This window comes from Dyella ginsengisoli (assembly GCF_044904665.1).
GTDB lineage: Bacteria > Pseudomonadota > Gammaproteobacteria > Xanthomonadales > Rhodanobacteraceae > Dyella_A > Dyella_A ginsengisoli.
Genome location: NZ_JADIKM010000001.1, coordinates 42691 through 68965, shown reverse-complemented (window position 1 = coordinate 68965; position 26275 = coordinate 42691). Strand labels below are relative to the sequence as shown.

Here is a 26275-nt window from a genome sequence, read left to right as displayed (position 1 = left end):
CCTTCACGCGGGCAAGGCGCCGGGTGTGGGTGAATGAAAAAGTGTCGGCAAGCCCGCTTGCCGGTTGCACCGTTCCCCACGAGGACACCGCCATGCTGCATTACGCTCTGGTTTTCCTGGTCATCGCCATCATTGCCGCCGTGTTCGGTTTTGGCGGCATCGCCGGTACCGCGGCAGGTATCGCGAAGATCCTGTTCGTGGTTTTCCTGGTGCTCGCGGTCATCGCGTTCTTCCGTCGCGCCGCCAAGTAGCGTCCCGCCGGCCGCTGCGGCCGGTTTCCGTCCCGCCCCGTCTATCAGTGGAGTATCGAGATGAACAACCCCGTCGACATTTCCGGCAACTCGCCGGTTGATCGCACCACCGCCGAGCGCGCCACGGCCGAGCGCGCCGCCGCGGAGCGCAGCGCCGCCGAGCGCATCGAGCAAAGCGCCGAGCGCGTCAAGCAGGCCACCTCGCATGCCGTCGCCGGCACCAAGGAGGTGGTCGATCGCGCCGCCGATCGCGTCGAGGAAGGCCTGCACCGCGCCACCGACAAGGTCGCCGGCGCGGCCACGCGCACCACCGAGAAGGCCAGCGAGTACAGCGAACGCGGCCGCGAGGTCTACGACCAGGCGATCGATCGCGCCGAGAACTGGATGGACCAGGCCCGCGACTACGTGCGCGAGAAGCCGCTGCAGTCGGTGGCCATCGCGCTGGGTGCCGGCTGGCTGCTCGGTCGGCTGCTGCGTCGTTGAGGTCCGCCAGTCTGAGCCTGGACATGCACCATGGATGACACGCCGCGCGAGCAGCCGGCAGACGACGCGGCGGCTCCGGGCGCCGCGTCGTCGCGTCTGCTGGACGAACTGCGCCAGCTCGGTGGGGCGCTCAAGCATTTGTTCGGTGCCCAGTGGCGGCTGTTCCGCGCCGAGCTGTCGCTGGCGCGCGGCGCCGTATCGCTGCTGTTCGCCGTGGCGCTGGCCGCCACCGTGGTCGGCGTGGGCTTCGGGCTCACCGTGCTGGCGCTGATCGGCGTGGCGCTGGCCAAGTGGTTGGGTTCGTGGCTGTGGGCGCTGGCTGTGCTGGCGCTGCTGCAGGGCGTGTTGCTGGTGGTGGCGATCGTGCTGTTCCGGCGCGGATTGCACTGGCTCAGCCTGCCGGCGACGCGCGGCGAGTTCGGTGCGATGATGCGCGATGCCGCCGACACCGCCCGCCTTGCCGACGGCGCGGCCCCCGCCGCGGCGGTCGACCCGACCCGGAACGCCTCGCCATGAAGATCAGCCGCCAGCTTGCCCAGGTTCGTCTCGCCCAGGCCGACGTGCGCGCGGCGCGCGCCGGCGTCGGCGTGCCGGCCGCGGCCTTGATCGAGCGCGTGCGCACCTATCCGCTCACCAGCGTCGGCGTGGCTGCCGGCGCGGGCGTGGCGATGGCGCAGATGGATTTCCATCCGCTGCGCGTGCCGGGGGTCAGCGGCCTGCTCAGCGGCGGTGTGTTGGAGCTGGTCGGCTACGGCGTGCGCCTGTTCGCCGACAGCGGCTTCGGCCCGTTCGGCGGCGAGGCGTCGGCGGAGTCCGCGGACGCTGCATGAGTACGCTCGACCCGCTGCCGGAACAAGCCGTCAAAACTGACGAGACGCCATCGCCATCGGCGCCCGAGTCGGACGTGCTGCCGATCGGTTCCGATGTCTTGCCGCCGCCCGCGCGCAGCGGCTTGCCCACCGCGCGCGGCATGCGGCGAAACATCAAGACGATCCGCTTCGTGCTGAGCACGCTGCTGCTGCTGGCGGTGCTGTACACCATCACCCTGATCAAGGTGATGCTGATCCCGCTGGTGCTGGCGGCGTTCCTGGGCGTGGCACTCAACCCGATCGTGGCGCTGGGCACGCGCCTGCGGCTGCCGCGCTGGTTCAGCGCCAGCGTGCTGATGCTGGGCTTGATGGCTGGCATCGGCGCGGGCGCCGCCGCACTGGCGCAGCCGGCGCTGGGCTGGTTCCACGATGCGCCGGCCGCGCTGCGCAATTTCGTGCCCAAGCTCAAGGGCATCACCCAGCCGCTGGAAGCGGCCAGTCGCGCCACCCAGAGCCTGGTCGCTGGCCAGGCCGCCGTGCGGGTGCAGCCTCCGCGCCAGGCGGCGGTGGCGATCACCGCCTGGGACGTGCTGGCCGCCGCGCCCAAGGTGCTCGCCGCCGTGCTCACCGTGGTGCTGCTGGTGTTCTTCTTCCTGATCTACGGCGACGACCTGTTGCGGCGGCTGGTGGAGATCGTGCCGAACTTCCGCCACAAGAAGCACGCCGTGGCGATCGTGCGCAGCATCCAGACCGAGGTGTCGCACTACATCCTCACCACTGCGCTGATCAACATGACGCTGGGCACGCTGACCGCCGGCATGCTGTGGCTGCTGCACGTGCCCGATCCGCTGCTGTGGGGCAGCATCGCGATGATCGCCAACTTCATTCCCTACGTCGGCGCCATCACCACCACCACCATCCTGCTGCTGGTGGGCCTGATCAACTTCCGCGAGCTCGGCCAGGCAGTGCTGCCGGCGGTGCTGTTCGCCTGCATCACGGTGGTGGAAGGCAACATGATCACGCCGATGATCCTGGGCCGGCGCATGCGGGTGAGCCCGGTGGCGATCCTGATCTGGCTGCTGCTGTGGGGCTTCCTGTGGGGCATCCCCGGCGCATTGCTCGCCGTGCCGATGCTGACCAGCGCCAAGCTGATCGCCGAGCGCGTGCGCGGCTGGCAGTGGTTCGCGCTGATGGTGCAGCGCTAGCCGGGTTGCTTGCTCAAGGCGCCGCAGCGGCCACGCGACGCCGCATCGGTGTCGCATCGAGCAGGATGTATTGGCGCTCCGTACCGTCGATCTGCCTGCCATCGGGCAGAGACACGGTTACCGGTCGCTCGCTCATCAACTCGTCGCTGAGCACGATGCCGTCGCGGAAGGTCGTCACGCCGTACCAGCGCGTGCGGCCAGGGCGATAGTTCACCGTCTCCACCTTGCCGTCGCGGCTCAGTGCGAGCGTCGCCGGCTGGCCGAGCCAGCTGCCGTCGCCGCTGCCTTCACGCTGCAGGGTCACCGTGCGACTGAGCGGGTCGTAAGCGGTGACGGTGACTGTCTGCCGGCCGGCCGGGCCCAGCTCCCACGGGTCGGCGATGTCCACTGTCCAGCGCTGGCCCACCCGCAACGCGGGGGGCGGCTTGCCCCACAGGCGCGGGTTGTAGGTAAGGCCGCTGGCGTCGGTGTTCGGCGTGCAGGCGCCGTTGAAGCAGTTGGTGGCGCCGGCATCGCGCAATTCCACGATGCCGCTGCCTTCGGGCCGGCCGTCGTAGCGGAAGTCGATGCGCAGGCGCGGGCGCGCTGTGGCCACGTCGGTCACGGCATACACGGCCGTGCCGCTGACCCGGCGCACGGCTTCGTCGAAGCCCGGCACGCGCACGTCGGTGGCGCGCGAGAACATCGTGCCGAAGGTGGCGCCGCGGGCGAATGCCGGCGTCAGTGCGGTTGTCGGAGCCGCTGAAGCTGCCGCCGGCAGCGTCAGCGCGAGCAGGGACAGGATGCTCTTCAGGTGCATGGCAGGGTTTCCGTCAGCAGGTGGGAATCAGCGCTCGATGCCGTGCGCGTGCAGCACGCCGGCGATGTCGAAGCGCCACAGGTTGCGCGAGCCGTTGAGCGGACCTTCCAGGCGGCGTTGCAGCGAGGCCATGTCGTCGGCCGGCTTGGGGAAGCTCACCGGATCGCGCCGGTTGCTGGCGACATACAGCTCGCCGAGGTGCGGGCCGAGCGATGGCGCGTTCTCCAGTGCCTCGCTGTTGATCTCGCCCGGCAGTCGCTCGGGCTTGCTCCAGCGACCGTCCGGCTGGCGGAACGCGATGTAAAGATCGGCGCGGCCCAGTGCGTCGCCCTCGTTGCCGGCGTAGACGAGGAAGCGTCCGCGCGGATCGATCGCCGGGTCCATCCGGTTGCGCGCGACGTCGCCGAGCTCGACGCGCTCGGGCACCGAATAACCTTCGCCGCGCGGGTGCACCACGTAGATCTGGTAGGCGGCGCCGGAATCCGGGCGGTGTGCGGAAAAGTAGATATCGCCGCTGGCGGCGACCGAGGGGTTGTAGATCATCGCGCCGTCATTGAGCGCGCCGTCCACGTGCGCCGGCTCGCTCCAGCGGCCATCGGCCCGGCGGGCCACATACCAGAGATTGGTGCCGGCGAAGCTGTGGCCGCCCATCGATGCGGTGACCGGGGCCGCGCCCCCGCGCGGCGGGCGGTTGGAGACGAAGTACAGCCGTTGCCCGTCCGGCGACAGGGTCGGCTCGGAGTCGTGCCAGCGGCCGGAGAACGACGCCACTTCCGGTGCGCTCCAGCGGCCGTCGCGGCGATGCGACACCAAAATGGTGTCGTCAGACTCGCTGAAATCCGAACGCATGAAGTACAGCGTATTGCCGTCCGGCGTCAGCGCGACCGAGGTCTCCTGCAGGCTGGTGGAGATCGTGCCGGGCCCGACCAGTTTGCCGGCATGCACGGTGGCGGTCAGCAGCAGGGGAGCGAGAAAGGTGGCAAGGCGCGAAGGCGTGGCGGACATGGCTGCTCGTGATCGACGGGCGGGATCGCCCGACGCAGAGCCTGTGACGCGCGTGTATCCGCCGCATCGCTTGCGGGACGGACGGCAGTCTTCGTGTGACGAACGGTCGTCGTGGCCGGGCGGGCGCCTCAGCCCAGTCCCAGCGCGGCGGCCGCCGCGGTTCGGAAGCGCCGGCTGAGGCCGAGCCGCGTGCCGTCGCGCAGCACCACTTCGGCGTTGCCCTGGAACAGCGGATGCACTTCGGCGATTCGCTCGACGTTCACTGCCACGCCGCGGTGGATACGCAGGAAGCGTGCCGGATCGAGCCTGCCGAGCAGGTGCTGCAACGGCTCGCGATGTAGATAGCGCGTGCCGCCGGCATGGATCTGCACGTAGTTGCCGTCCGCGCCGATCCAGTCGATGTCCGCGGTGGCGATCACGCACAAGTGCTCGCCACGCCGCACGCTGATGCGCTGCGCGTGCTCTGCGTCGCTTTCGGCGACGGACGCGACGCCCGCCTGCAGGCCCTGCCAGTGATGCCGCACGCGCGCCATGGCCTGGCCGAAGCGGACCTGGTCGAACGGCTTGAGCAGGTAGTCCAGCGCCGCGGCATCGAAAGCCTGCAGCGCGTGCTCGGCGAAGGCGGTGGTGAACACCACCATCGGTGCGTGCTGGCCCGCCAGGTGCTCGAGCAGGCCGAAGCCGTCCAGGCCCGGCATCTGGATGTCCAGGAACAACAGATCCGGCCGCAACGCCTGCACTGCCTGCATCGCTTCAGCGGCGTTGCCGCATTCGCCCACGACCTCCACGTCCTCGTGCGCGGCCAGCGCCTGGCGCACGGCGAGCCGGGCGAGGATCTCGTCGTCGACCAGCAGGGCGCGCAGGCGCACGGCGCTCATGCGGCACCCGCCACGAACGGCAGGCGGACCTCGGCACGGGTGCCGCCATCCGGCCGGGAGCGCAGCTCGAGTCGGGCGCTATCGCCGAACAGCATGCGCAGGCGCGCCCGCGTGTTGCCCAGGCCGATGCCCTCGGTCGCGCCGCCGGGCGGCAGGCCAAGGCCGTCGTCATCCACCGCAAGATGCAGCTCGCCGCCCACGCGCTGCGCGGCGATGCGCAGGCGGCCGAACTCGGCCTTGGCCAGCAGGCCGTGGCGCAGCGCGTTCTCCACCAGCGGTTGCAGGATCAGGTGCGGCACCGCGGCCTCGCGGGTGTCCTCGTGCACGTCCCACTCCACCCCGAGGCGATCCTGGAAGCGCACCTGCTGGATCGCCAGGTAGTACTCCAGGAACTGCAGCTCGCGCGCCAGCGGCACCTGCTGCGCATGCCGCTCCTCCAGGGTCAGGCGCAGGAAGTCGGCCAGCCGCGCGATCATCAGTCGCGCCTGCGCCGGATCGGACAGCGCCAGCGCGGATATCGCGTTGAGCGTGTTGAACAGGAAATGCGGCTGCAGCTGCATGCGCAGCGCCTGCAGCTGCGACTGCACCAGCTGGGTTTCCAGCGCCGCGCTGCGCAGGCGTTCGTCGCGCAGCCGTCGTCGCGACTCCATGCCGCGCAGCACCGCCAGGATCACCCAGTAGCACACCAGTCCCTGCTGGAACTTGTAGGCGAACTCCATCGTGACGAAGCCACCGAGCGTCTGCACCGGCATGTGGCCCGGGCCGAAGACCAACCAGAAAACGGCCAGCTGCAGCAGCGTCTGCCCCAGCGTGACGGCGAGGCTGGCCGGAGCGTGCACGGCGAGCAGGCGCTTCCATCCGCCCGTCGCCGTGGCACGGCCGAGCCGGCCGATCAGCGGCGTGAGCAGCATCCACAGGTAGAAGTCCGTCGCGTTCCAGCCGAAGGCGCGCGACCACGCCGGTGCGTGACCCTCGCTTAGCGAGGACAGCCCGCCGGCCAGCCCGTAGGACAGCGCCAGCAGTGTCCAGAACGCCCACGCCAGCGCCCACGCGCGGGCGGTGCGGGGCGGCGCGACATCGGCGCGCGCAGTGGCAGTCTCGATGGCGGTATTCATCGCGACAGTGTGCCGCCGCTCGCGACCGGATGGATGTGCCGGACGGTCAACGCGCGTGCGCGAGCCGGGCATGGGCATCCAGCCAGGGCGTGAGCGACACCTGCCAGATGTGGTCGTCGCCGTTGTTCCACGTCGCGGCGGCGCGCGGGTCGGACGGCGCGAGCCGGCGGTCGCTGTAGTAGTACAGCGTGCGATGGTCCGGCCCCAGCTGCGCGCCCATGCTGTGCTTGCCGCCGTTGACGGCGTCGCCGAGATCCTGCGGCATGCTCCAGCCGGCCGCGGAGTGGAAGCTGATCGCGAGCCGGAGGGGCTGGTGGCTGCCGACGGGTTTCACGCTGACCACCAGGAAGCTCCGGTCCGGCGCAATGGCGGGATCGCGCACGATCAGCTTGCCGTCGCCAAGCGGGACAGCGAACGGCACCCCGTAATGTCCGTTGCGGTACGGCGCGTGGAGCAGTCGCACTGCGTCCCCGGATGGATCGCAGCCGATGAAGTAGATGCTGCCGTCGGCGGCGATGCTGGGTGCGAAAGTCCGCGCGCAGGTGTTGATCGTGTCGGATAGCCGGATTGGCGTTCCCCACGAGTCGCCGTGGCGGTCGACCCGCCAGAGGTTCATGCCGAGGCCGCGATAGCGCTTGCCGCCGCTTACCGCGTCGATCGGTGGGCCATCGGCTTTGGCGGGGCGGTTGGAGGCAAACACGAGAAAGGACCCGTCCGGCGCCATCGTCGGGTCGAGGTCGCGCCAGCGGCCGGAGAACGCCGCGGGCGTCGGCGTGGTCCAGCGCTCCTGCACGCGATGCGATTCCATCAACGTGAAGCTGTCGGTGCCGCGCATGAAGATCACGGTGTTGCCGTCTGGCGTGAACGCTGCGGCACCGTCGTCGGCGTTTCCGGTGATCACACCGGGGGCGAAGACGGTGGGGGTGCTGTCTGTCGCGGCGGCGACTGCCGCCGCCCACACCACGCCGCTCGACAGGCCAGCGGTCACGAACAGGGCACGCAGGGCGGCATGGCGCATCGGATCGATCCTCGGCATCGCCGGCACGGGGTGCGGCAGGGTGATGGGTCCGATGAAGCTGACGCTGTCCCCAGAGTCTGTCGCCGATTACGTGACGAGCGGTGTGCTGCGGGGGACGAGCGGTGTCCTACTCGATCCCGATGGATGCGGGCGGCCGTGGTCGGCCGCTCATCACGCAGTGGCGGACGTTGGTCACGTCGTTCGTCGTGCTCGTCAGGTCCGCGTAGCGTCCATCGACGACACAGCCGCAGCCTGTTGCGGCGGCGATGGGCCGCGGAACGGGAGTCGGACATGCGGAAATCGCAACGTGTGGTCTGGTGCGCGGCGTGCTTCGTCGCACTTTCGATGTTCGGCAGCGGCACGATGGCGGCCCCGTCGACCATGGACGAAACGACGCACGACGCGGCGGCAGTGATCGCCACCGACGATCACTGGCTGCAGGCGGAGGTGAGCGGCGACACGGCGTATCTGGCACAGCTGCTGCTGCCGAGTTACCGCTCGGTGAGCCCGGACGGCTCGGTGCATCCGCGTGCTGCAATCCTGGCGCACGCGGCGAAGAACCGTGGGTCGGACCAGGCCCGGCGTCAGGTGGAGGCGTGGCGCAAGACGCATCCCTCGCATCCGTCGGTGGTGATCCAGGGCGATACGGCGGTGCTGTCGTTCCAGGCCGGCGATGCCGCCACGCCGGGCGTGGTGCGCTCCTCGGACATTTTCGTCTACGTCGACGGCCACTGGCGCGCGCTGTACTCCCAGCACAGCGCGGTTCCCACGAAGTGACAGACCCGGCGGAGATTTCCGCCCGGTCGCCTCGCGCTCAGCGTGCGGCCACCGCGCTGCACTGCGCGTCGCCGCAGGCCTGCCAGCCGCCGCCGAGCGCCTTGTACAACGCGATCGCCTGCAGGTTGATGCCGGCTTCGGCCTCGGCCAGCTGGTCCTCGGCGGCGAGCTGGGTGCGTTGCGCATCCAGCAGTTCCAGGTAGTCGGTGGCACCGGCGTCGTAACGGATCTTCGCCAGCGTGGCCGCCCGTTCGCTCTGCTGCGCCTGTTCGACCAGCCGTTGCACGCGCTCGCGCTGCTGGTTGAAACCGACCAGCGCGTTGTCGACGTCTTCCAGCGCGCGCAGCACGGTGCGCTGGTAGTTCGCCCGGGCCTCGTCGGCGCGTGCCTCGCTGGCCTTCACGCCCGAGCGCACGCGCTGCACGTTGAGGCCGGACCAGCTGATGCTGGGAGCGATCGACCACGCACGCGTGGCCGGACTGCCGAAGTCGTTGCTGCGTCCGGCGAGGAAGCCGACAAAGCCGCCCAGCGACACGTGCGGAAACCAGTCCGCCTTGGCCACACCGATGCGCGCGTTCGCGGCGGCGAGTTCGCGCTCGGCCACGCGGATGTCCGGCCGGCGTGCCAGCACGTCGTCGGCGTGACCGATCGGCAGCGTCACGTCGATCGGGGTGAAGCCCTGCGCCGAGAGATCGACGTCCAGCGCGCCGGGGCGTTCGCCCAGCAGCACGGCGAGGTGGAACTGGTCCGCGCTGGCCCGGGTGGCCAGCAGCGGCAGCTGCGCCTGCACCGCGGCGAGCCGGGCGCGGGCGCTGGCCACGTCCTGATCCGAACCGGTGCCGATCTCGGCGCGGCTGGCGATCAGCTTCAGCGCGGCCTGCTGGTTGGCGATGTCGCGCGTGGCGATGTCCTGCCGCAGCTGGGTGCCGCGCAGGTCGAAGTAGTAACGGGCGACCTCGGCGAACAGGCTGATCTGCGCGTCCTGCAGCGCCGCCTCGCCGGCCTCGCTGTCGGCGCGCGCGGCCTCCACCGAGCGGCGTACGCCGCCGAACAGGTCCAGCTCCCAGCTGGCATCGAAGCCGGCCTGGTAGCTGGTGACGGTGCTGCGCCGATCGCTGAAGCCGGGCTGCTGCTGCCGGCTGCGGGTGGTGCCGGCCTGCGTCTCGATGTCCGGCCACTGCTGCGACTCGGCGCCGCCGAGCAGGGCGCGTGACTGCTTCAGCCGGGCCAGCGCGATCTGCAGGTCCGGACTGTTCTTCGCCGCCCGGGTGATCAACGTGTCCAGCGTGGGATCGTTGAACTGCTTCCACCACGCGGCCTGGAACGCGGCGTTCGACTGCTGCGTGGCGTCGACGCCCTGCAGCGTCACGGGTTTCTCGGCGGGGCGGTGGTAGTCCGGCCCCACGCTGATGCAGCCGGCCAGCAGCAGGGCGCCGGCGAGCGCGCTCCAATGGATCAGGTGATTCATCTCAATGCTCCTCGAAAGCCGGCGCCGGCAGCTGCGCGGCACGGGTGGCCTTGCGAGCGGCGCGACGCTCGGCGCTGCGCTCGCTCCAGCCGCGGATCAACACGTAGAACAGCGGCGTGAACGCCAGGCCGAAGAAGGTGACGCCGAGCATGCCGGAGAACACCGCCACGCCCATCGCGTGACGCATCTCCGCGCCGGCGCCGTGCGACAGCACCAGCGGCACCACGCCCATGATGAAAGCGAACGAGGTCATCAGGATCGGACGCAGTCGCAGCCGCGCCGCCTCCAGCACCGCCTGCACACGGTCCAGCCCTTCCAGGATCTGCGCTTCGCGGGCGAACTCGACGATCAGGATCGCGTTCTTGCACGCCAGGCCCACCAGCACGATCAGGCCGATCTGGGTGAAGATGTTGTTGTCGCCACCCGACAGCCACACGCCGGCGATCGCGGACAGCAGCACCATCGGCACGATCAGGATCACTGCCAGCGGCAGCGTCACGCTTTCGTACAGCGAGGCCAGCACCAGGAACACCAGCAGCACGCACAGCGGGAACACCAGCCCGGCGGTATTGCCGGCGAGGATCTGCTGGTAGGTCAGCTCGGTCCACTCGAACGTCATGCCGTTGGGCAGGGTCTTGTGGGCCAGCTGCTCGATCGCCGCCTGCGCCTGGCCCGAGCTGTAGCCCGGCGCCGGGCCGCCGTTGATCTCCGCGGTCGGGTAGCCGTTGTAGTGCATCACCCGCTCGGGGCCGACGGTCTGGCTGACGGTGACGAACGAACCCAGCGGCACCATCTGGCCGGCGGCGTTGCGGGTCTTCAACTGGGTGATGTCCTGCGGTTCGCGGCGGAAGCCCGGCTCGGCCGACAGGTTCACCTGGTAGGTGCGCCCGAAGCGGTTGAAGTCGTTGACGTACAGCGAGCCGAGATACGCCTGCATGGTCTGGTAGACGTCGGCCAGGTCCACGCCTTCGGCCTTGGCCTTCTCGCGGTCCACTTCGGCGTCGATCTGCGGCACGCTCACCTGGTAGCTGGAGAACAGCCCGGCCAGCGCCGGTTCCTTCTGGCTCGCCGCGATCAGGTTCTGCGTCTGCTTGTACAGCTCCTGGTAGCCCTGGTCGCTGCGGTCTTCCACCTGCAGGCGGAAGCCGCCGATCGTGCCCAGCCCCTGCACCGGCGGCGGTGGGAAGATCGCGATGTAGGCGTCCTGGATCGCGGCGAATTTCTGGTTCAGCGCGCCGGCAATCGCACCGGCCGACAACGACGGATCACGCCGCTCCTCGAACGGCTTCAGCGTGACGAACACGATGCCGGAGTTGGTCGAGTTGGTGAAGCCGTTGATCGACAGGCCCGGGAACGCCACCGCGTTCTCCACGCCCGGCTGCTTCAGCGCGATGTCGCTCATGCGGCGGATCACGTCCTCGGAGCGATCCAGCGAGGCGGCATCGGGCAGCTGCGCGAACGACACTAGGTACTGCTTGTCCTGCGGCGGCACGAAGCCAGTCGGCACCTTGGCGAAACCGAACAGCCCCAGCAGCACCAAGCCACCGTAGACCACCAGCGCGATCGAGCCCTTGCCCAGCACCCGCTTCACGCCGCCCACGTAGCCGTTGGCGCTGCGCACGAAGAAGCGATTGAACGGGCGGAACAGCCAGCCGAAGCCGCGGTCGATCGCCAGGCTCATGCGGTCCTTCGGCGCATTGCGATCCTGCAGCAGCAGCGCGGACAGCGCCGGGCTCAGGGTCAGCGAGTTGAACGCCGAGATCACCGTGGAGATCGCGATGGTCAGCGCGAACTGGCGATAGAACTCGCCGGTGAGGCCGCTGATGAACGCTGCCGGCACGAACACCGCGCACAGCACCAGCGCCGTGGCCACGATCGGTCCGGTCACTTCCTTCATCGCCTGACGGGTGGCGTCACGCGGCGTCATGCCGTGCTCGATGTGCCGCTCCACGTTCTCCACCACCACGATCGCGTCGTCCACCACGATGCCGATCGCCAGCACCAGGCCGAACAGGCTCAAGGCGTTGAGCGAGAAGCCGGCGATGTGCATCACCGCGAACGTGCCCACCAGCGACACCGGCACCGCCACCAGCGGGATGACCGATGCGCGCCAGGTCTGCAGGAACAGGATCACCACCAGCACCACCAGCGCGATCGCCTCGAACAGCGTGTGCACCACCGCCTCGATCGAGCCGCGCACGAACACGGTGGGGTCGTAGACGATGCGGTAGTCGACGCCCTGCGGGAAGTCCTGCTTGAGCTGCTTCATCAGCGTGCGGACTTCGTTGGAGATCTGGATCGCGTTGGAGCCGGGGCGGGCGAAGATCGGCAGCGCCACCGCCGGCTTGTTGTCCAGCAGGCTGCGCAGCGCGTAGTTGTTGGAGCCGAGCTCGACCCGCGCCACGTCGCGCAGGTGGGTCACCGCACCGTTCTTGTCGGTGCGCACCACGATGTTGAGGAAGTCGTCCTCGCTGATCAGCCGGCCACGCGTGTTGATGTTGAGCTGGAACGCGGCGTTGCCGCGGCCGGGCGGCGCATTCAGCGCGCCGGCGGCCACCTCCACGTTCTGCTCGCGGATCGCGCGGGCGACGTCGCCGGTGGTCAGGCCGCGCTGCGCCATGCGGTCCGGATTCATCCACACCCGCATGCTGTACTCGCCGGCGCCGAACACCTGCACGTCGCCGACGCCGTCCAGGCGGGCCAGCTGATCCTTGATGTGCAATCGCGCGTAGTTCGACAGGTACAGCATGTCGTAGCGCTGATCCGGCGAGATCAGGTGCACCACCATGGTCAGGTCGGGCGAGCTCTTCTGGGTGGTCACGCCGAGCCGCTGCACTTCCTCGGGCAGGCGCGGCAGGGCTTGCGCCACGCGGTTCTGCACCTGCACCTGGGCGTCATCGAGGTTGGTGCCCAGCGCGAAGGTCACGGTCAGCGTCATGGCGCCGTCGCTGGTGGCCTGCGAGGCGGTGTAGAGCATGCCCTCGACACCGTTGATCTGGGTTTCCAGCGGCGTGGCCACCGTCTCGGCGATCACCTTCGGGTTGGCGCCGGGATAGCTGGCGCGCACCACCACGGTGGGCGGCACCACTTCCGGGTACTCGCCGATCGGCAGCTGGAACAGCGAGATCGCACCGGCGATCAGGATCAGCACCGACAGCACGCCGGCGAGGATCGGTCGATCCACGAAATATTGCGCAAGTTTCATGAGCGTTAGTCCTGGGCGCTGGTCAGCGCCTGGCCCTGGCGGGGATTGCCGCCGCCGCGGGCGAGTTGGGTATCCGGGTCGAGGCTGCGGGTTTCCATCGCCACGCGCGTGGGATTGACCTGCATGCCCGGCCGCACATGCTGCAGGCCGTTCACCACCACCACGTCGCCGGCGTCGAGGCCGTCCTCGATCACCCGCAGGCCGTCCAGCAGCGGACCCGTGGTGACCTTGCGGTAGGCGACCTTCTGGTCCTTGTCGAGTACGTAGACGAACTTGTTGCCGAGGTCGGTGCCGACGGCGCGGTCGTCGATCAATGCGCGCGGCGTGGCACTGTCGGTGCGCAGCTGCAGGCGCACGTACAGGCCCGGCGTGTAGCGGCCGTCGGCGTTGTCGAACACCGCGCGCAGGCGGATCGTGCCGCTGCCGGTGCTGAGCTGGTTGTCGACGAAGTCGATGCTGCCGCGGTGCGGGAAGCCCGACTCGTCGGCCAGCGCCATCGTCACCTGGGGTGCCGCATGGTGCTCGCGGCGCAGGCGATCGAGGTTGAGGTAGCTGTGCTCGTCGACGTCGAAATAGGCGTACACGGGATTCACGCTGACGACGCTGGTCAGCACGTCGGTCGGCGTCACCAGGTTGCCGGCGGTGATCAGCGCGTTGCCGACGCGGCCATCGATCGGGGCGCGCACCTCGGTGAATCCGCGGTTGAGCTGCGCCGATTCCAGTGCGGCCGCGGTGGCGGCGATCTGCGAGCGGGCGCTGGCGGCTGCGGTGTCGAGGCGGTCGGCCTCCTCGCGCGAGATCGCGTGCTGGGCGACCAGCCGCGCACCGCGTTCGGCGTTGGCCGTGGCCAGTTTCGCCTCGGCACGGGCCTGCGCCAGGTTCGCCTGCAGCCGGTCGACCTCGGCCTGGTAGGGGCGCGGATCGATGCGGAAAAGCAGCTGGCCCTTGCGCACCAGCGCGCCTTCCTTGAACTGCACCGAGTCGACGTAGCCGCTGACCCGCGGATGGACCTGCACCGTGTCCACTGCCTGCAGGTGTCCGGTGAACTGGGCGGCGTCGCTGACCGGACGCACCAGCGTCTGTGCCACGGTGACAGCGGGCGGTGGCGGCGCGGCCTGCGCCTGGCTGCCGGCGTGATGGTCCAGGACGACCCAGCTACCGGCGGCGAGCGCCACGGCGAGGGCGATGAAAATCCAGCGTTTCTGCATGACAGGCTCCCTAGAGCAACGTGCGCCGAACCGGGGGGTGTTCGGCGAGGCCCGGGAGAATAGGTATACTGACCGGTATAGAAAACCGCCTTTTCGTGCAATGCCATCATGACTGGCAGTCACCAATCGCCCGAGGAACGCCCCTATGGAAGACTTTTCCGCCATTTCCGTCTTCGTTCGCGTGGTGGAGGCGAACAGCTTCGCCGCCGCCGCCGTGCAGCTGGGCATGACCCCGTCAGGGGTCAGTCGGGCCGTTTCACGACTGGAATCCCGGCTCGGGGCGCGCCTGCTGTTCCGTTCCACCCGTTCGCTGCGGCTGACCGAGGACGGCGCCGCCTTCCACGCCCGCTGCAAGGAAATCCTGGCCGATCTCAACGAGGCGACCGAAGCGCTGGGCGAGGCCAGTCGCGAGCCGGTGGGCAAGTTGCGGGTGGGGTTGTCGCTCGGGGTGGGACGCGCCGCGCTGATTCCGCGCCTGGCCGAATTCGAGAAGCGCTATCCGGGTATCCGGCTGGAGCTGCTGATGAGCGACCAGCCCGGCGACCTCAACGGCGAGGGCATCGACTGCGCGATCCGCGTCGGCCAGCTGGAGGATTCCAGCCACATCGCGCACAAGATCGGCTACCTGCGCAACGTGGTGCTCGCCTCGCCGGAATACCTCGAGCGCCACGGCGCACCCACCGGCATCGACGATCTCAAGCGCCATCGCTGCATCAACTACGTCTACCCCAACGGCAAGCCGCGGCAGTGGCAGTTCGACGTGCCCGGCGGGCAGATCGAGGTGGACGTCGACGCGCACCTGCTGATTAACGACGGCGGGTCGGTGATCCAAGCGGTGAGCGAGGGGCTGGGCATCACCCAGGCGCCGCACCTGCTGGCCTCGTGCCTGTTGAGCAAGGGCCTGCTGCAGCTGGTGATGACCGACGTGCGCTCCACCGGCAAGCCGGTGTGGATCGTCTACCCGCAGAAGCGCCACCTGTCGGCGCGCGTGCGCGCCTTCATCGGCTGGGTGCGCGAGTTGTTCGATGCGTTGAACGAACCGGACGTGCTAAAGCGTCCGTCGATACCGGTGGTGGCGCCGATCGAGCCGTCGCGCCACGGGCTTGACGGGCCGGTTGCCGTGGCTCAGCCGCCCGCCGGCATCAGCACCAGCAAGGCGATGCCCAGCGCGATGCGATAGATCGAGAAGGCGGTGAAGCGATGGCTGCGGATGTAGCCGAGCAGCCACTTCACCGCCGCGAAGGCGACCACCGCCGACACCACGAAGCCGACGCCGAGCGCGGTCCAGTCCTCGTGCGCTGCGCCGCCGTTCTTGAGCACCTTCAACAGCTCGTAGCCGGTGGCCGCATACATGGTGGGGATGCCGACCAGGAAGGCGAACTCGGTCGCCGCGGCGCGATCGCCGGTACCGGCGAGCAGGGCGGTGAAGATGGTGGCCGACGAGCGCGAGGTGCCGGGGAAGATGCCGGCCACCATCTGCGCGATGCCGACCAGGATCGCCACCGGCCAGGTGATCGCGGTGCGCGGCGGGCGCAGTGCGGCCAGCTGCTCGGCGCCGAGCATCCACACGCCGCCGATCACCAGCGCCCACGCCACCGGGGTCACCGTCTCGGGCAGCTTGAAGCCCATCTTCACCGCGATCAGCCCCAGCACCGCGGTGATCAGGAAGGCCACCACCAGCTTGGCCAGGTAGTCGCGGCTGGCCGGATCGCGCCACTGGGTAAGCAGCTGCCAGATGCGCTTCCAGTAGATCAGCGTGACGGCGAGGATCGCGCCGGCCTGGATGCCCACATTGAACAGGTCCGAGCGCACACCGAGGCCGAGCTTTTCGGCAATCAACAGGTGGCCGGTGCTGGAGATCGGAAGGAACTCGGTGATGCCCTCGATGATGCCGAGCAGGATGACGCGGAGCAGATCGATCACGTGATGCAGACCCTGGGGTGAGCGCGACCACCGCGGTCGCCGGAAGGGGCGACAGCATACGGGCTGGCGCTGGGGAAAGGCGGCGGGGTCGGGGCGGTGCTGGGACTTTTTGCCGCCACCCTGCGGTCGGCCCGCTCCCCCGCACAGTCATGTTGCGACGCGGTGCACATGTAACGAAATGTGATAAGCACGTGCGCGTCACCATATTGCAACGCAACAATGCATAAGGCAGGATCGAAGTGCGGCAAGGATTTCGATCCGCGCTTCGCGGCAGCGTCCATCTCGCGCCCGTGGCACCGGCGGATCGACTGATCGGGGGATCAGGCCCAGGCAGGCGCGCGGCACCGCGAGCCACCGTGGTTCCTTCCCTCCGTCGCCCGGCCTTGCCATGCGACCCGCCTTGCGCGCGGTCCGCCTCCTCTGCGTCGGTCGCTCGCGGTCGGCTCCACCGCTTCACACCCGCATGTCCATCGCGCGCTCCGGCGCGGCGATGACGGACCCGGCTGCGCCCATGCCGGCGCGGGTGATCGCTTGATTCACGCGTGTCATGAATGGACGTCCAGACGTCCATACGTGGCACGTTCATTCTGGCGCGGGAGGGTTGTGATGAAACGATGCATGCGGGGAATGGTGTGTGGCATGGCCGTGCTGGTGGGCAGTGCGGCTACTCAGGCAATGGCGGACGATGCGCCGGCCAGCGCGGTGGTCGGCAGCGTGGCGGTGGTCAACGACTACCTGTTTCGGGGCCTGTCGCAGACCAACTGGAAACCGGCGGTGCAGCCGGGCATCGAATACGACCACGCCAGCGGCTGGTACGTCGGCGCATGGGGCAGCAACATCAGCTGGCTGTCCGATGCCTCCACCGATGCGGCGCATATCTCCTCCAGCGTGGAGCTGGATTTCTACACCGGCTACCGCGGCAGCTTCGGCAGCGGTGTCAGCTACGACGTCGGCATCTACGAGTACTACTACCCGGGCAGCTATCCGGCGGGCTTCACCCGGCCGTACACCACCGAGGTCTACGGCTCGCTGGGCTACAAGGGGGTGACGCTGAAGTACTCGCATGCGTTCACCAACCTGTTCGGCTTCTACGACAGCAAGCACTCCGGCTACGTCGATCTCTCCTACAACGTGGAGTTCAGCCCGGGCTGGACGCTCAACACCCACGTCGGCCACCAGCACGTCAAGCACGTCGCGGGGGCCTCCTACAGCGACTGGAAGGTGGGTGTGACCAAGGCCTTCGACCACGGCTACTCGGTGTCGCTGGGCTACTACGACACCAATGCCTCGCGCAGCGTCTACACCAACGCCGACGGCCATTACATCGGGCGCGCCACCGGCATTCTCACGCTCAGCAAGGCGTTCTGATGGACATCGCGCGGGGGTGGCCGTGGTGCCACCGCCCGCGTCGAGACAGGCATGACGGGGAAACCAGCATGAAGGGGAGACAGGCATGAAATTGATCAGTTGCATCATCCGGCCGTACAAGCTCGACGAGGTGCGCGATGCGCTCGCCGCAGCGGGCGTCAGCGGCATCACGGTAAGCGAGGTGCGCGGCTTCGGCCGGCAGAAGGGCCACACCGAGCTGTATCGCGGCGCGGAGTACGTGGTGGACTTCCTGCCCAAGCTGAAAGTGGAAGTGGTCGTCACGGATGACCAGCTCGACGGCGTGCTGGAAGCGATCCAGCAGTCCGCCAAGACCGGCAGCGTGGGCGACGGCAAGATCTTCGTCAGCCCGGTCGACCAGGTCATCCGCATCCGCACCGGCGAACTCGACGCCGACGCCCTCTGACTCCGCCCGCGAGGTTTTTCCATGAAAGAGATCGTGCTTTCCCGCTCCGCGCGCGCGCTGCCCGCGTGGGTGCTGACCCTGATGTTGCTGTGCCTGATGGCGCTGTCGCCGGCCTCCCATGCGGCCGACGCCGCGCCAGTGGTGGACAAGGGCGACGTGGCCTGGATGCTCACCTCCACCCTGCTGGTGCTGCTGATGACGGTGCCCGGCCTGGCCCTGTTCTACGGCGGCCTGGTGCGTTCGAAGAACGTGCTGTCGGTGCTGATGCAGGTGATGACGGTGTTCTCGATGATCCTGGTGCTGTGGGTGATCTACGGCTACAGCCTGGCGTTCAACGGCGGCAACGCCTTCATCGGCAACCTGGACAAACTGTTCTTGAAGGGCGTCACCAAGGACAGCCTGGCGGCCACCTTCACCGCCGGCGTGTCACTGCCCGAATACGTGTTCGTGGTGTTCCAGTCCACCTTCGCCGGCATCACCGGTGCGCTGATCGTGGGCTCGTTCGCCGAGCGCATGCGCTTTCGCGCCGTGCTCGCCTTCACTGCCCTGTGGTTCACCTTTGCCTATCTGCCGATCGCGCACATGGTCTGGTATGGGCCGGACGGCTTTTTGTTCGCCAAGGGCGCGCTGGACTTCGCCGGCGGCACGGTGGTGCACATCAACGCAGGTATCGCCGGCCTGGTCGGTGCGTACATGGTCGGCCCGCGCCTGGGCCTGGGCCGCGAGTCGATGAAGCCGCACAACGTCACCTTCACCATGATCGGTGCGGCAATCCTGTGGGTGGGCTGGTTCGGCTTCAACGCCGGCTCCAACCTCGAGGCGAACGCGGGCGCGGGCCTGGCCTTCATCAATACCCTGCTGGCCACCGCTGCGGCGGTGCTGGCGTGGCTGCTGCTGGAGGCGGTGACCAAGGGCAAGCCCTCGATGGTGGGTGGTGCCTCCGGCGCGGTGGCCGGACTGGTGGCGATCACCCCGGCGTGCGGCACGGTGGGTCCGATGGGTTCGCTGGTGATCGGCGCGCTGGCCAGCGTGGCCTGCGTGTGGGGCGTCACCGGGTTGAAGAAGCTGCTGCGCGCGGACGATGCGCTGGACGTGTTCGGCGTGCACGGCATCGGCGGCATCCTCGGCGCCCTGCTTACCGGCGTGTTCAGCGCACCGGCGCTCGGCGGTACCGGATTCGGCAGTGGCAACAGCACCATCGTCCAGCAGCTGGGCGTGCAGGCGCTGGGGGTCGGCATCACGCTGGCGTGGAGCGGCGTGGTCTCGGTGATCGTGTATCTGGTCGTGAAGCTGATCTTCGGGCTGCGGGTGCCGGCCGAGGCCGAGCGCGAGGGCCTGGACATCACCTCGCACGGCGAGAGCGCGTACGAAAGCTGAGCTCGGCATGCCCGTCGCCCCGAGGCGGGCATGCTCTTTTTTGGTGCAACGCGTGCACTTTCTTGCCCATGTATGATGCGGATGGCGCCCGGCAAGGCGCCGTCTGTCCTTGTTCCAGGCCGCTCTAGCGCCGTCCGCCGCCGTGGCATGGCGCTTGCTAAAACCGATCAGCCAATCCCACCCGAGGTTTTTCCATGTCCGTTGCCAAAGTGCTTGACCTGATCCAGGAGCATGACGTCGAGTTCGTCGACCTCCGCTTCGTCGACATGCTGGGCAAGCAGCATCACGTCACCTTCCCCGTCCACGCCATCGACGAGAGCACCTTCGAAGACGGCAAGATGTTCGACGGCTCGTCGATCTCGGGCTGGAAGGGCATCAACGAGTCGGACATGGTGCTGATGCCCGATCCGGATACCGCCTACCTCGACCCGTTCAGCTCGCACACGCAGATGGTGCTCCACTGCGACGTGCTGGAGCCGTCGACGATGCAGGCCTACGGCCGCGACCCGCGCTCGATCGCCAAGCGCGGCGAGGCGTTCCTGAAGTCCACCGGCATCGCCGACACCGCGTTCTTCGGCCCGGAGCCGGAGTTCTTCATCTTCGACTCGGTGCGCTGGCAGAACGACATGGGCCGCGTGTTCTACGAGATCGCCTCCGAAGAGGCGGCCTGGAGCTCGCGCTACAAGTACGACGGTGACAACACCGGCCACCGTCCGGGCGTGAAGGGCGGCTACTTCCCGGTCAGCCCGGTCGACACGCTGGGCGACCTGCGCGCGGACATGTGCAAGGTGCTGGAGTCGCTCGGCCAGGTGGTCGAAGTGCACCACCACGAAGTGGCCAACGCCGGCCAGTGCGAGATCGGCGTCAAGTTCAACACGCTGGTGAAGAAGGCCGACGAGCTGATCACCATGAAGTACGTGGTGAAGAACGTCGCCCACCAGAACGGCAAGACCGTCACCTTCATGCCCAAGCCGATCGTCGGCGACAACGGCAGCGGCATGCACGTGCACCAGTCGCTGTCCAAGGGTGGCGAGAACCTGTTCGCGGGCGATCTCTACGGCGGCCTGAGCCAGACCGCGCTGTGGTACATCGGCGGCATCTTCAAGCACGCCAAGGCGATCAACGCGTTCGCCAACTCCGGCACCAACAGCTACAAGCGCCTGGTGCCGGGCTTCGAGGCGCCGGTGATGCTGGCCTACTCGGCGCGCAACCGCTCGGCGAGCTGCCGCATTCCGTACGTGTCGAGCCCCAAGGGTCGCCGCATCGAGGTGCGCTTCCCCGATCCGCTGCAGTCGGGCTACCTCACCTTCACTGCACTGATGATGGCCGGCCTGGACGGCATCATCAACAAGATCGACCCGGGCGCGCCGTCGGACAAGGACCTGTACGACCTGCCGCCGGAAGAGGAGAAGAACATCCCGCAGGTGTGCTCCAGCCTCGATGGCGCGCTCGAGGCGCTGGACAAGGATCGCGAGTTCCTCAAGGCCGGTGGCGTGTTCACCGACGACTTCATCGATGCCTACATCGAGCTGAAGATGCAGGAAGTTACCCGCTACCGCGCCAGCACCCACCCGCTGGAGTTCCAGATGTACTACGCGATCTGACGTTCGGTCCGATCCGCTGCAAACAAAAAGGGAGCCGCAAGGCTCCCCTTTTTCGTGGACGAGGAGCGCGCGTCACGCACGCCCGCGCTGGAACGTCAGCGACCTCGGGGGATCGCCGTCGCCACGGCTTGCTCCAGCGCCTTGCGCCAGGGCAGGTACAACGCGCCATCGACGGGCAGGGCGCCACGCCAGCCGCAGCTCTGGCTGGCGAAGGCCACCGACTGGCCGACCATGCATGCCAGCGGATGACCCAGCGCGAGTCCGGCCAGCATCATCGCGCTGAAGGCGTCCCCGGCGCCCACCGTGTCGACCAGCTGCGGCAACGGCGGGGCAGCGACCCGCGCCACGCAGCGGCCGTCGGCGCTCCACGCGGCCGCGCCGTCGGCGCCGTGGCTGACCAGCACGTGGCGTGCGCCGGTGCGCGCGCACAGGGCGGCCATCGAGGCGTGCGCATCGTCGAGCGTGGGCACGCCGTGCATCGGTGCGAGGCCGAGCCAGTCGAGCAGCTGCGCCAATTCCGTGTCGCTGAGCTTGAGCACGTGCACGTCGTGCAGCAGCTCGAGGATCACCTCGGGCGAAGGCCCGGCCTCGCGCCAGTTGAGGTCGACGAAGGCGCGATGCGGCGTGGCCTGGCGCACCGCCGTCAGCGCTGCGCGCGACACCGGCGAACGCAGCGCCAACGTGCCGAAGTACAGCCACGGCGTGTCCGCGCCGAGCGCCCGCACGGCGGCGACGGCCTGCACCGCGTCGATGCGGTCGAAGGCCTGATCCGGTGGAATCTCGAACGCGTGGCCGCCATCGCGTTCGTGCACCAGCACGCGGGCGGTCCGCGCGTCCATCTGGGCGTACTGCAGCGACAACCCGCTGCGGCCAGCCGCCGCACGCAGCGCACGGCCGGCATCGTCATCGCCCAGCCGCGTGAGCATCAGCGGAGACAAACCGAGCGCGGCGAGATGGCAGGCCACGTTGAACGGCGCGCCACCGGGCACGGGGCCGTCGGTAAACGCATCCACCAGGGCTTCGCCAAACACGATCACGCGCGCCTCGCTCATCTCGCTCACTCCGTCAGTGGAATCGACACAGTGTCGCAAACGGTGCAAGCGCGCGGGGAGGATTCGTCGCGCTCGCGGTGACGGATCGCGAAGGATGCACGCGGCACTGCTGTTGTCGCGTCGCATCTTGCGGCAGCAGCGCGCCTCGGCAAGCAACGGCAGGATCATGACGCGGCGGTCCGCGGTTGCCATCCCCCTGTCGCCGGCACGCGGAATGCGCGGCACGTCACGCGCTAGGCACTGCGCGTGAACGTCGCCGCATCCCCGCGCCGCCGCAGCCCGTAGCGATCCACGCAGGCAATCGGCCTGTCTGGAAGGAGCACGCAGCATGACGCCCCATCGCTATCTGCCCGGCCTTTGCATGGGCCTCGCCCTGGCATTGGCCAGCCCACTCATGCACGCGCAGTCGGTCCCGGTCGCCGACGCGCAGGGCATCCTGCACGATGCAGCCGGCATGACCTTGTATACCTACGATCCGGATGCGCCTGGCCGCAGCGTATGCAGCGGTCCGTGCGCCAAGGTGTGGCCGCCGGCGATGGCCACCGCCGGCGCAGTGGCCCACGAACCGCTCGATCTGGCCGCGCGCGAGGACGGCAGCCGCCAGTGGGCGGTGCACGGCCATCCGCTGTACGGCTACGTCGCCGACGTCACTCCCGGCCAGGCCAGCGGTGATGGCGTCAACGGCCGCTGGCACGTCGCGCGCATCGCACCCTGATCAAGCTTTTCGGACGTCCGTGCATCCGGACGTCCGAACCCCGCGTACTACTCATGCACTGACGCGCAAGGCGTCACCCAAAGAGGGAGTGTTCCATGTTCAGCCAACGTAGGTTCCGGGCCATGCTGCTCGGAGGGATGAGTGTTGCCCTGGGATTGAGTTCGACCCTGGTGGCCGCGGCCGACGCGCCGACCACCAGCAACCGATTGCTGCTCACCGGCGGCGTGTCGCAGATCGAAGGCGCGGCCGGTGGCGGCCTCACGCCGTGGGCAGTGATCGCCGGCTACGGCACGCGTGACGAGATCGGCGCCACCGCGTTCGCCACCCGCGTCAACGTGCAGGACTACCACCTCAACGACGTCGGCGCGGCGGTCGGTTTCTACGATCGCGTCGAGCTGTCGGTGGCGCAGCAGCGCTTCAACACCGAGGACGTGGGTGCCGCGCTGGGCCTGGGCCGCGGCTTCACCTTCAAGCAGACCGTGGTGGGCGTGAAGGTGCGCCTGTTCGGCGACGCCGTGCTCGAGCAGGACAGCTGGCTGCCGCAGGTGTCGATCGGTGCGCAGTACAAGAAGAACGATCAGGACGCGGTGGTGAAATTCGTCGGCGCCAAGCGCTCGCAGGGCACCGACTACTACATCAGCGCCACCAAGCTGATTCTTTCGCAGAGCGTGCTGCTCAACGCCACGGTACGCCTCACCAAGGCCAACCAGACCGGCATCCTCGGTTTCGGCGGCGACAAGCGCAACAGCTACCAGCCGATGTTCGAGGGCTCGGTGGCCTACCTGCTCAGCCGCAACGTGGCGATCGGCGCGGAGTACCGGCAGAAGCCGAACAACCTCGGCATCGCCAAGGAAGACGACTGGGCCGATCTGTTCATCGCCTGGGCGCCGACCAAGCACGTGTCGCTGACGGTGGCCTACGCCGACCTCGGCAACATCGTCATCAAGGACAAGCAGCGCGGCCTCTACGCCTCGGTGCAGGTCGGCTTCTGATCATCCCTTTCGGATCGAGGATCACACCATGTCGAAAATGACTCACTACCTGCTGGCGCTGGGCCTGGGCCTGATGTCCGCCAGCTCCGCCGCATTCGCCCAGGATGCGATGACCACGCCCACCGGCGCGCCCAACCCGGCCCCGCGCGACGCTTCGCTCAAGCCGGTGTTCGACGACTTCGGCGGCAAGGCCGGGCTGGTCAGCCTGATGGACGACTTCATGACCAACCTGCTGGCCGATGCGCGCACCCGCCCGTACTTCGAGAACGCCGACCAGGCGCACATCAAGGCCGAACTGGTCGACCAGTTCTGCGTGATCCTGGACGGTCCGTGCACCTACACCGGCAAGGACATGGTGCAGGCGCATCGCAACCTCGGCATCGACCGCGCCGGCTTCTACGCGCTGGTGGAAGACCTGCAGCTGGCGATGAACAAGCACAACATTCCGTTCCGCTCGCAGAACAAGCTGCTCGGCAAGCTCGCGCCGATGCATCGCGAAGTGGTCACCAAGTAACGCACTGCGCATCGCGGACGCGGCGTTCGTACCTCGTCCGCGATGCATGGTTTTCAAGGCGCCTGCGGGCGCAGGAACAGGGGACAACTCATGAACTTTCATCGCTCGTGCCTGCTGGGTGCGCTCGCGGCCCTCGCTGCGTGCGCCCCGGTACGCGCGCCGGTCGCGCCGCCGCCGGTTCCAACGGTGCAAACGCCTGAGTCACGGGCGACTACGCCGTCGCCCGCACCGTCCGCTGCGCCTCACGCCGCTCCGACTGCTGCCGCTGCGCCCACCGTGGCGACCGTTCCGGCGGCGGCGGCGCCGTCACTTCCCGAGCCTGCGGCACCGCCCGAGACGCGCAAGCCGGTTGCGGTCGCCGCGCGCGCGCCGTCAAAGACCGCCGTGCTGTCGCCCAACCCCGCTGCCGCCGCGAGCGACGCCGCGCTGGAGTTGCGCGGTCGCCTCACCCTCACTGCGGGCCGCGGCCAGGCGCTGGTGCCGGGCGAGCTGGTCGACAGCGTCGTGTACTACGTGCCCGCGTCCGGTGCGCCGCGTCCGCGCGCGGGGCGCTTCAACATCTACACGCTCAATCGCGACTTCAAACCGGCGGCGATGGCGGTGCCGATCGGCAGCACGGTGCGCTTCGTCAACCAGGACGAGGTGCGCCACAACGTGTTTTCGGTAACGCCGGGCAGCAGCTTCGATCTCGGCTACCAGGCGCCGGGGCAGAGCGCCGACCGGGTGCTCAACCGCGCCGGCGTGGTGCTGGTGAGCTGCAACGTGCACCGCTCGATGGAGACCGACGTGCTGGTGGTGCCCAGCGCCTATGCGGCCAAGGTCGGCGCGGACGGCCGCTTCGTGCTTCGCGGGCTGCCCGCCGGCGCGGGCAAACTCTACTTCTGGAACCCGCGCGGCGCGCTGGGCGTCAAGGCGATCACGCTGCCGGCCAGCGGCGAGGTGAGCGTCAGCGTGCAGGCGGTGCGTCCGCGCGTGCTTACCGAGATCGACGTGGGGAGCGCGCCGTGATCACGCGCATCGTGCGGCCGTTGTTGATCGTGTTACTGGCCGCAGGCGCCGCATACGCCGTGCACTGGCAGGCAGCGCAGACTGCACAGGCGCAGTCCATGGAGCGGATGCAACGGGCCGTGACCGTGGCGCACGATGCGCAGGCCGCGGCGCTGCAGGTGCTCTCGCTGCACGCCGAGGCGCTGGCGCAGGATCCGGCCTTCGTCGACTACGTGGTGCAGTCGCTGCAGCCCAATGCGGCTCTGGGCGGCGGCATCGACCGCGCCTCGATCAGCGACCTGCTCAACGCACGCCGGCACGGTTACGACGTGGCGATGGTGCTCGACGCGCAGGGTATGCCCGCCGCGCTCGACGGCGTGCTGCTGAAGGACAAGGCCTCGATCCAGCGCGATCCGCTGGTCACCACCGCGCTGGCCTCGGGCAAGCCCAGCCAGGGCGCGTGGGTGTTCGACGGCAAGCTGCTGTGGGTCAGCGTGCACCCGCTGCTGCGCGGCGGCATCGTGCAGGGCGCGCTGGTGGCGGTGCAGACGGTCGGCGAGTCGTATCCGGCCCTCGTGGCGCGCCACACCGGCGTGCCCGCCGCCGTGGTGGTGTCCGGCGGCGCCGGCTTCGTGATGGCCACGCAGCACACGCTGCCGGGATGGGCGGTGCAGTCGCTGCCCGAGCTGGCCGGCACGCTGCCGCCGAATGACGCGCTGCCGCCGAACGGCCGCGCGCTCGGCGTGCCGGGCACCGATCGCGAGCAGCCGGGCTGGGTGCTGCCGGTCGACGCGTCGGGCGGTCGGGCGCTGGTTTTCCTGCTGGGCAGCGACCGCCCGGACGGCGCAGCGGCGCGCGGCGAAACGCTGCTCTACGGCGTCATCGCGTTGCTCGCCCTGCTCGCCCTGCTGGCCAGCGTGCTGGGCCGCCGGCACCGTCCCCGGTAAAGGATCAGGCGATCGACTGAGCGCCTGGCAACAATACATTCAACAAGATGAGATCTTTCTAGCGAACAGTCCGCTGCTCTTTTTGCTCGTCATCCCCGCAGCGTTATCGACAGGAGAACGTCTGGTCAAACGGAGAACCATTTCTGCTCGT

Annotated in this window: 26 protein-coding genes; 16 read left to right on the top strand and 10 right to left on the bottom strand. The window is 68.8% G+C overall.

The genetic code is table 11. The features are described from left to right. Positions 1-92 precede the first annotated feature (92 nt). From ISP17_RS00320 to ISP17_RS00300, 5 genes are read left to right on the top strand one after another with little or no spacing between them, the layout of a single operon-like run. Entirely contained in the window at positions 93-251 is a 159-nt protein-coding gene (locus ISP17_RS00320; protein WP_404631373.1) for a DUF1328 domain-containing protein, read from the top strand. A 60-nt stretch (positions 252-311) separates the two neighbouring features. Beyond that, positions 312-734, top strand: a complete 423-nt coding sequence (locus ISP17_RS00315; RefSeq protein ID WP_404629518.1) for a DUF883 family protein — start codon at positions 312-314, stop codon at positions 732-734. Positions 735-764: 30 nt separating this feature from the next. Continuing rightward, on the top strand, positions 765-1250 hold the full coding sequence (locus ISP17_RS00310; protein ID WP_404629517.1) for an ABC transporter ATP-binding protein: 486 nt from the start codon (positions 765-767) through the stop codon (positions 1248-1250). Beyond that, positions 1247-1564: a hypothetical protein gene (locus ISP17_RS00305; protein WP_404629516.1), complete on the top strand. Its 318-nt coding sequence runs from the start codon at positions 1247-1249 to the stop codon at positions 1562-1564. Before ISP17_RS00310 ends, ISP17_RS00305 begins: the two co-directional genes overlap by 4 nt. Then, entirely contained in the window at positions 1561-2748 is a 1188-nt protein-coding gene (locus ISP17_RS00300; RefSeq protein ID WP_404629515.1) for an AI-2E family transporter, read from the top strand. Before ISP17_RS00305 ends, ISP17_RS00300 begins: the two co-directional genes overlap by 4 nt. A gap of 13 nt (positions 2749-2761) precedes the next feature. Here the strand turns inward: ISP17_RS00300 and ISP17_RS00295 are convergent, their stop codons facing one another. From ISP17_RS00295 to ISP17_RS00275, 5 genes are all read right to left on the bottom strand, one after another. After that, on the bottom strand, positions 2762-3547 hold the full coding sequence (locus ISP17_RS00295; RefSeq protein ID WP_404629514.1) for a hypothetical protein: 786 nt from the start codon (positions 3545-3547) through the stop codon (positions 2762-2764). Between the two features lie 27 nt (positions 3548-3574). Then, positions 3575-4552, bottom strand: coding sequence for a TolB family protein (locus ISP17_RS00290; protein WP_404629513.1), 978 nt, complete (start codon positions 4550-4552; stop codon positions 3575-3577). A 128-nt stretch (positions 4553-4680) separates the two neighbouring features. Next, a complete protein-coding gene (locus ISP17_RS00285) occupies positions 4681-5430 on the bottom strand; it encodes a LytR/AlgR family response regulator transcription factor (RefSeq protein ID WP_404629512.1) in 750 nt (249 codons plus the stop codon). Beyond that, positions 5427-6545, bottom strand: coding sequence for a sensor histidine kinase (locus ISP17_RS00280; protein WP_404629511.1), 1119 nt, complete (start codon positions 6543-6545; stop codon positions 5427-5429). Before ISP17_RS00280 ends, ISP17_RS00285 begins: the two co-directional genes overlap by 4 nt. A gap of 46 nt (positions 6546-6591) precedes the next feature. Further along, positions 6592-7563, bottom strand: coding sequence for a TolB-like translocation protein (locus tag ISP17_RS00275; protein ID WP_404629510.1), 972 nt, complete (start codon positions 7561-7563; stop codon positions 6592-6594). 291 nt (positions 7564-7854) lie between these two features. Here ISP17_RS00275 and ISP17_RS00270 point away from each other — a divergent pair, with 291 nt between their 5' ends. Then, positions 7855-8340, top strand: a complete 486-nt coding sequence (locus ISP17_RS00270) for a nuclear transport factor 2 family protein (RefSeq protein ID WP_404629509.1) — start codon at positions 7855-7857, stop codon at positions 8338-8340. A 37-nt stretch (positions 8341-8377) separates the two neighbouring features. Here ISP17_RS00270 and ISP17_RS00265 read toward each other — a convergent pair whose 3' ends face one another. The 3 genes from ISP17_RS00265 to ISP17_RS00255 are packed head-to-tail and all read right to left on the bottom strand — an operon-like array spanning position 8378 to position 14221. Beyond that, positions 8378-9808: an efflux transporter outer membrane subunit gene (locus ISP17_RS00265; RefSeq protein ID WP_404629508.1), complete on the bottom strand. Its 1431-nt coding sequence runs from the start codon at positions 9806-9808 to the stop codon at positions 8378-8380. Position 9809: 1 nt separating this feature from the next. Beyond that, positions 9810-13013 (bottom strand): efflux RND transporter permease subunit, encoded by a 3204-nt coding sequence (locus ISP17_RS00260; RefSeq protein ID WP_404629507.1) that lies wholly within the window; start codon positions 13011-13013, stop codon positions 9810-9812. Positions 13014-13018: 5 nt separating this feature from the next. After that, a complete protein-coding gene (locus ISP17_RS00255) occupies positions 13019-14221 on the bottom strand; it encodes an efflux RND transporter periplasmic adaptor subunit (protein WP_404629506.1) in 1203 nt (400 codons plus the stop codon). Between the two features lie 145 nt (positions 14222-14366). Here ISP17_RS00255 and ISP17_RS00250 point away from each other — a divergent pair, with 145 nt between their 5' ends. Then, positions 14367-15401 carry a LysR family transcriptional regulator gene (locus ISP17_RS00250; protein WP_404629505.1) on the top strand — a complete coding sequence of 345 codons (1035 nt, stop codon included), beginning with the start codon at positions 14367-14369 and terminating at the stop codon, positions 15399-15401. On the opposite strand, the gene ISP17_RS00245 is transcribed toward ISP17_RS00250, so the two are convergent. After that, positions 15347-16144, bottom strand: coding sequence for an undecaprenyl-diphosphate phosphatase (locus ISP17_RS00245; protein ID WP_404629504.1), 798 nt, complete (start codon positions 16142-16144; stop codon positions 15347-15349). The genes ISP17_RS00250 and ISP17_RS00245 overlap by 55 nt on opposite strands. 639 nt (positions 16145-16783) lie before the next feature. Between ISP17_RS00245 and ISP17_RS00240 the strand changes: the two genes are divergently transcribed. The 4 genes from ISP17_RS00240 (at position 16784) to glnA (ending at position 20917) form a co-directional block, all read left to right on the top strand. Further along, complete coding sequence (locus tag ISP17_RS00240; RefSeq protein ID WP_404629503.1) at positions 16784-17512, top strand: TorF family putative porin; 729 nt, start codon at positions 16784-16786, stop codon at positions 17510-17512. An 85-nt stretch (positions 17513-17597) separates the two neighbouring features. After that, a complete protein-coding gene (locus ISP17_RS00235; protein ID WP_404629502.1) occupies positions 17598-17936 on the top strand; it encodes a P-II family nitrogen regulator in 339 nt (112 codons plus the stop codon). An 81-nt stretch (positions 17937-18017) separates the two neighbouring features. Then, positions 18018-19313 (top strand): ammonium transporter, encoded by a 1296-nt coding sequence (locus ISP17_RS00230; RefSeq protein WP_404631371.1) that lies wholly within the window; start codon positions 18018-18020, stop codon positions 19311-19313. A gap of 194 nt (positions 19314-19507) precedes the next feature. Then, the gene (gene glnA / locus ISP17_RS00225) at positions 19508-20917 is read left to right on the top strand and encodes a type I glutamate--ammonia ligase (protein WP_404629501.1); all 1410 of its coding nucleotides are present in this window, start codon (positions 19508-19510) and stop codon (positions 20915-20917) included. Between the two features lie 95 nt (positions 20918-21012). Here glnA and ISP17_RS00220 read toward each other — a convergent pair whose 3' ends face one another. Continuing rightward, positions 21013-21969 (bottom strand): PfkB family carbohydrate kinase, encoded by a 957-nt coding sequence (locus ISP17_RS00220; protein ID WP_404629500.1) that lies wholly within the window; start codon positions 21967-21969, stop codon positions 21013-21015. A gap of 328 nt (positions 21970-22297) precedes the next feature. Between ISP17_RS00220 and ISP17_RS00215 the strand changes: the two genes are divergently transcribed. From ISP17_RS00215 to ISP17_RS00195, 5 genes are all read left to right on the top strand, one after another. Next, on the top strand, positions 22298-22684 hold the full coding sequence (locus tag ISP17_RS00215) for a COG4315 family predicted lipoprotein (RefSeq protein WP_404629499.1): 387 nt from the start codon (positions 22298-22300) through the stop codon (positions 22682-22684). A 137-nt stretch (positions 22685-22821) separates the two neighbouring features. Continuing rightward, positions 22822-23676: a DUF3034 family protein gene (locus ISP17_RS00210; RefSeq protein WP_404629498.1), complete on the top strand. Its 855-nt coding sequence runs from the start codon at positions 22822-22824 to the stop codon at positions 23674-23676. A gap of 28 nt (positions 23677-23704) precedes the next feature. Continuing rightward, positions 23705-24190, top strand: a complete 486-nt coding sequence (locus tag ISP17_RS00205; protein ID WP_404629497.1) for a group I truncated hemoglobin — start codon at positions 23705-23707, stop codon at positions 24188-24190. A gap of 276 nt (positions 24191-24466) precedes the next feature. Then, on the top strand, positions 24467-25198 hold the full coding sequence (locus ISP17_RS00200; protein ID WP_404629496.1) for a cupredoxin domain-containing protein: 732 nt from the start codon (positions 24467-24469) through the stop codon (positions 25196-25198). Then, complete coding sequence (locus ISP17_RS00195; protein ID WP_404629495.1) at positions 25195-26124, top strand: hypothetical protein; 930 nt, start codon at positions 25195-25197, stop codon at positions 26122-26124. Before ISP17_RS00200 ends, ISP17_RS00195 begins: the two co-directional genes overlap by 4 nt. The last annotated feature ends 151 nt before the right edge of the window (positions 26125-26275 follow it).

Coding starts and splice junctions, on each gene's coding strand:
- ISP17_RS00320 (WP_404631373.1), top strand. CDS start 93: ATGCTGCATTACGCTCTGGTTTTCCTGGTCATCGCCATCATTGCCGCC.
- ISP17_RS00315 (WP_404629518.1), top strand. CDS start 312: ATGAACAACCCCGTCGACATTTCCGGCAACTCGCCGGTTGATCGCACC.
- ISP17_RS00310 (WP_404629517.1), top strand. CDS start 765: ATGGATGACACGCCGCGCGAGCAGCCGGCAGACGACGCGGCGGCTCCG.
- ISP17_RS00305 (WP_404629516.1), top strand. CDS start 1,247: ATGAAGATCAGCCGCCAGCTTGCCCAGGTTCGTCTCGCCCAGGCCGAC.
- ISP17_RS00300 (WP_404629515.1), top strand. CDS start 1,561: ATGAGTACGCTCGACCCGCTGCCGGAACAAGCCGTCAAAACTGACGAG.
- ISP17_RS00295 (WP_404629514.1), bottom strand. CDS start 3,547: ATGCACCTGAAGAGCATCCTGTCCCTGCTCGCGCTGACGCTGCCGGCG.
- ISP17_RS00290 (WP_404629513.1), bottom strand. CDS start 4,552: ATGTCCGCCACGCCTTCGCGCCTTGCCACCTTTCTCGCTCCCCTGCTG.
- ISP17_RS00285 (WP_404629512.1), bottom strand. CDS start 5,430: ATGAGCGCCGTGCGCCTGCGCGCCCTGCTGGTCGACGACGAGATCCTC.
- ISP17_RS00280 (WP_404629511.1), bottom strand. CDS start 6,545: ATGAATACCGCCATCGAGACTGCCACTGCGCGCGCCGATGTCGCGCCG.
- ISP17_RS00275 (WP_404629510.1), bottom strand. CDS start 7,563: ATGCGCCATGCCGCCCTGCGTGCCCTGTTCGTGACCGCTGGCCTGTCG.
- ISP17_RS00270 (WP_404629509.1), top strand. CDS start 7,855: ATGCGGAAATCGCAACGTGTGGTCTGGTGCGCGGCGTGCTTCGTCGCA.
- ISP17_RS00265 (WP_404629508.1), bottom strand. CDS start 9,808: ATGAATCACCTGATCCATTGGAGCGCGCTCGCCGGCGCCCTGCTGCTG.
- ISP17_RS00260 (WP_404629507.1), bottom strand. CDS start 13,013: ATGAAACTTGCGCAATATTTCGTGGATCGACCGATCCTCGCCGGCGTG.
- ISP17_RS00255 (WP_404629506.1), bottom strand. CDS start 14,221: ATGCAGAAACGCTGGATTTTCATCGCCCTCGCCGTGGCGCTCGCCGCC.
- ISP17_RS00250 (WP_404629505.1), top strand. CDS start 14,367: ATGGAAGACTTTTCCGCCATTTCCGTCTTCGTTCGCGTGGTGGAGGCG.
- ISP17_RS00240 (WP_404629503.1), top strand. CDS start 16,784: ATGGCCGTGCTGGTGGGCAGTGCGGCTACTCAGGCAATGGCGGACGAT.
- ISP17_RS00235 (WP_404629502.1), top strand. CDS start 17,598: ATGAAATTGATCAGTTGCATCATCCGGCCGTACAAGCTCGACGAGGTG.
- ISP17_RS00230 (WP_404631371.1), top strand. CDS start 18,018: ATGTTGCTGTGCCTGATGGCGCTGTCGCCGGCCTCCCATGCGGCCGAC.
- glnA (WP_404629501.1), top strand. CDS start 19,508: ATGTCCGTTGCCAAAGTGCTTGACCTGATCCAGGAGCATGACGTCGAG.
- ISP17_RS00220 (WP_404629500.1), bottom strand. CDS start 21,969: ATGAGCGAGGCGCGCGTGATCGTGTTTGGCGAAGCCCTGGTGGATGCG.
- ISP17_RS00215 (WP_404629499.1), top strand. CDS start 22,298: ATGACGCCCCATCGCTATCTGCCCGGCCTTTGCATGGGCCTCGCCCTG.
- ISP17_RS00210 (WP_404629498.1), top strand. CDS start 22,822: ATGAGTGTTGCCCTGGGATTGAGTTCGACCCTGGTGGCCGCGGCCGAC.
- ISP17_RS00205 (WP_404629497.1), top strand. CDS start 23,705: ATGTCGAAAATGACTCACTACCTGCTGGCGCTGGGCCTGGGCCTGATG.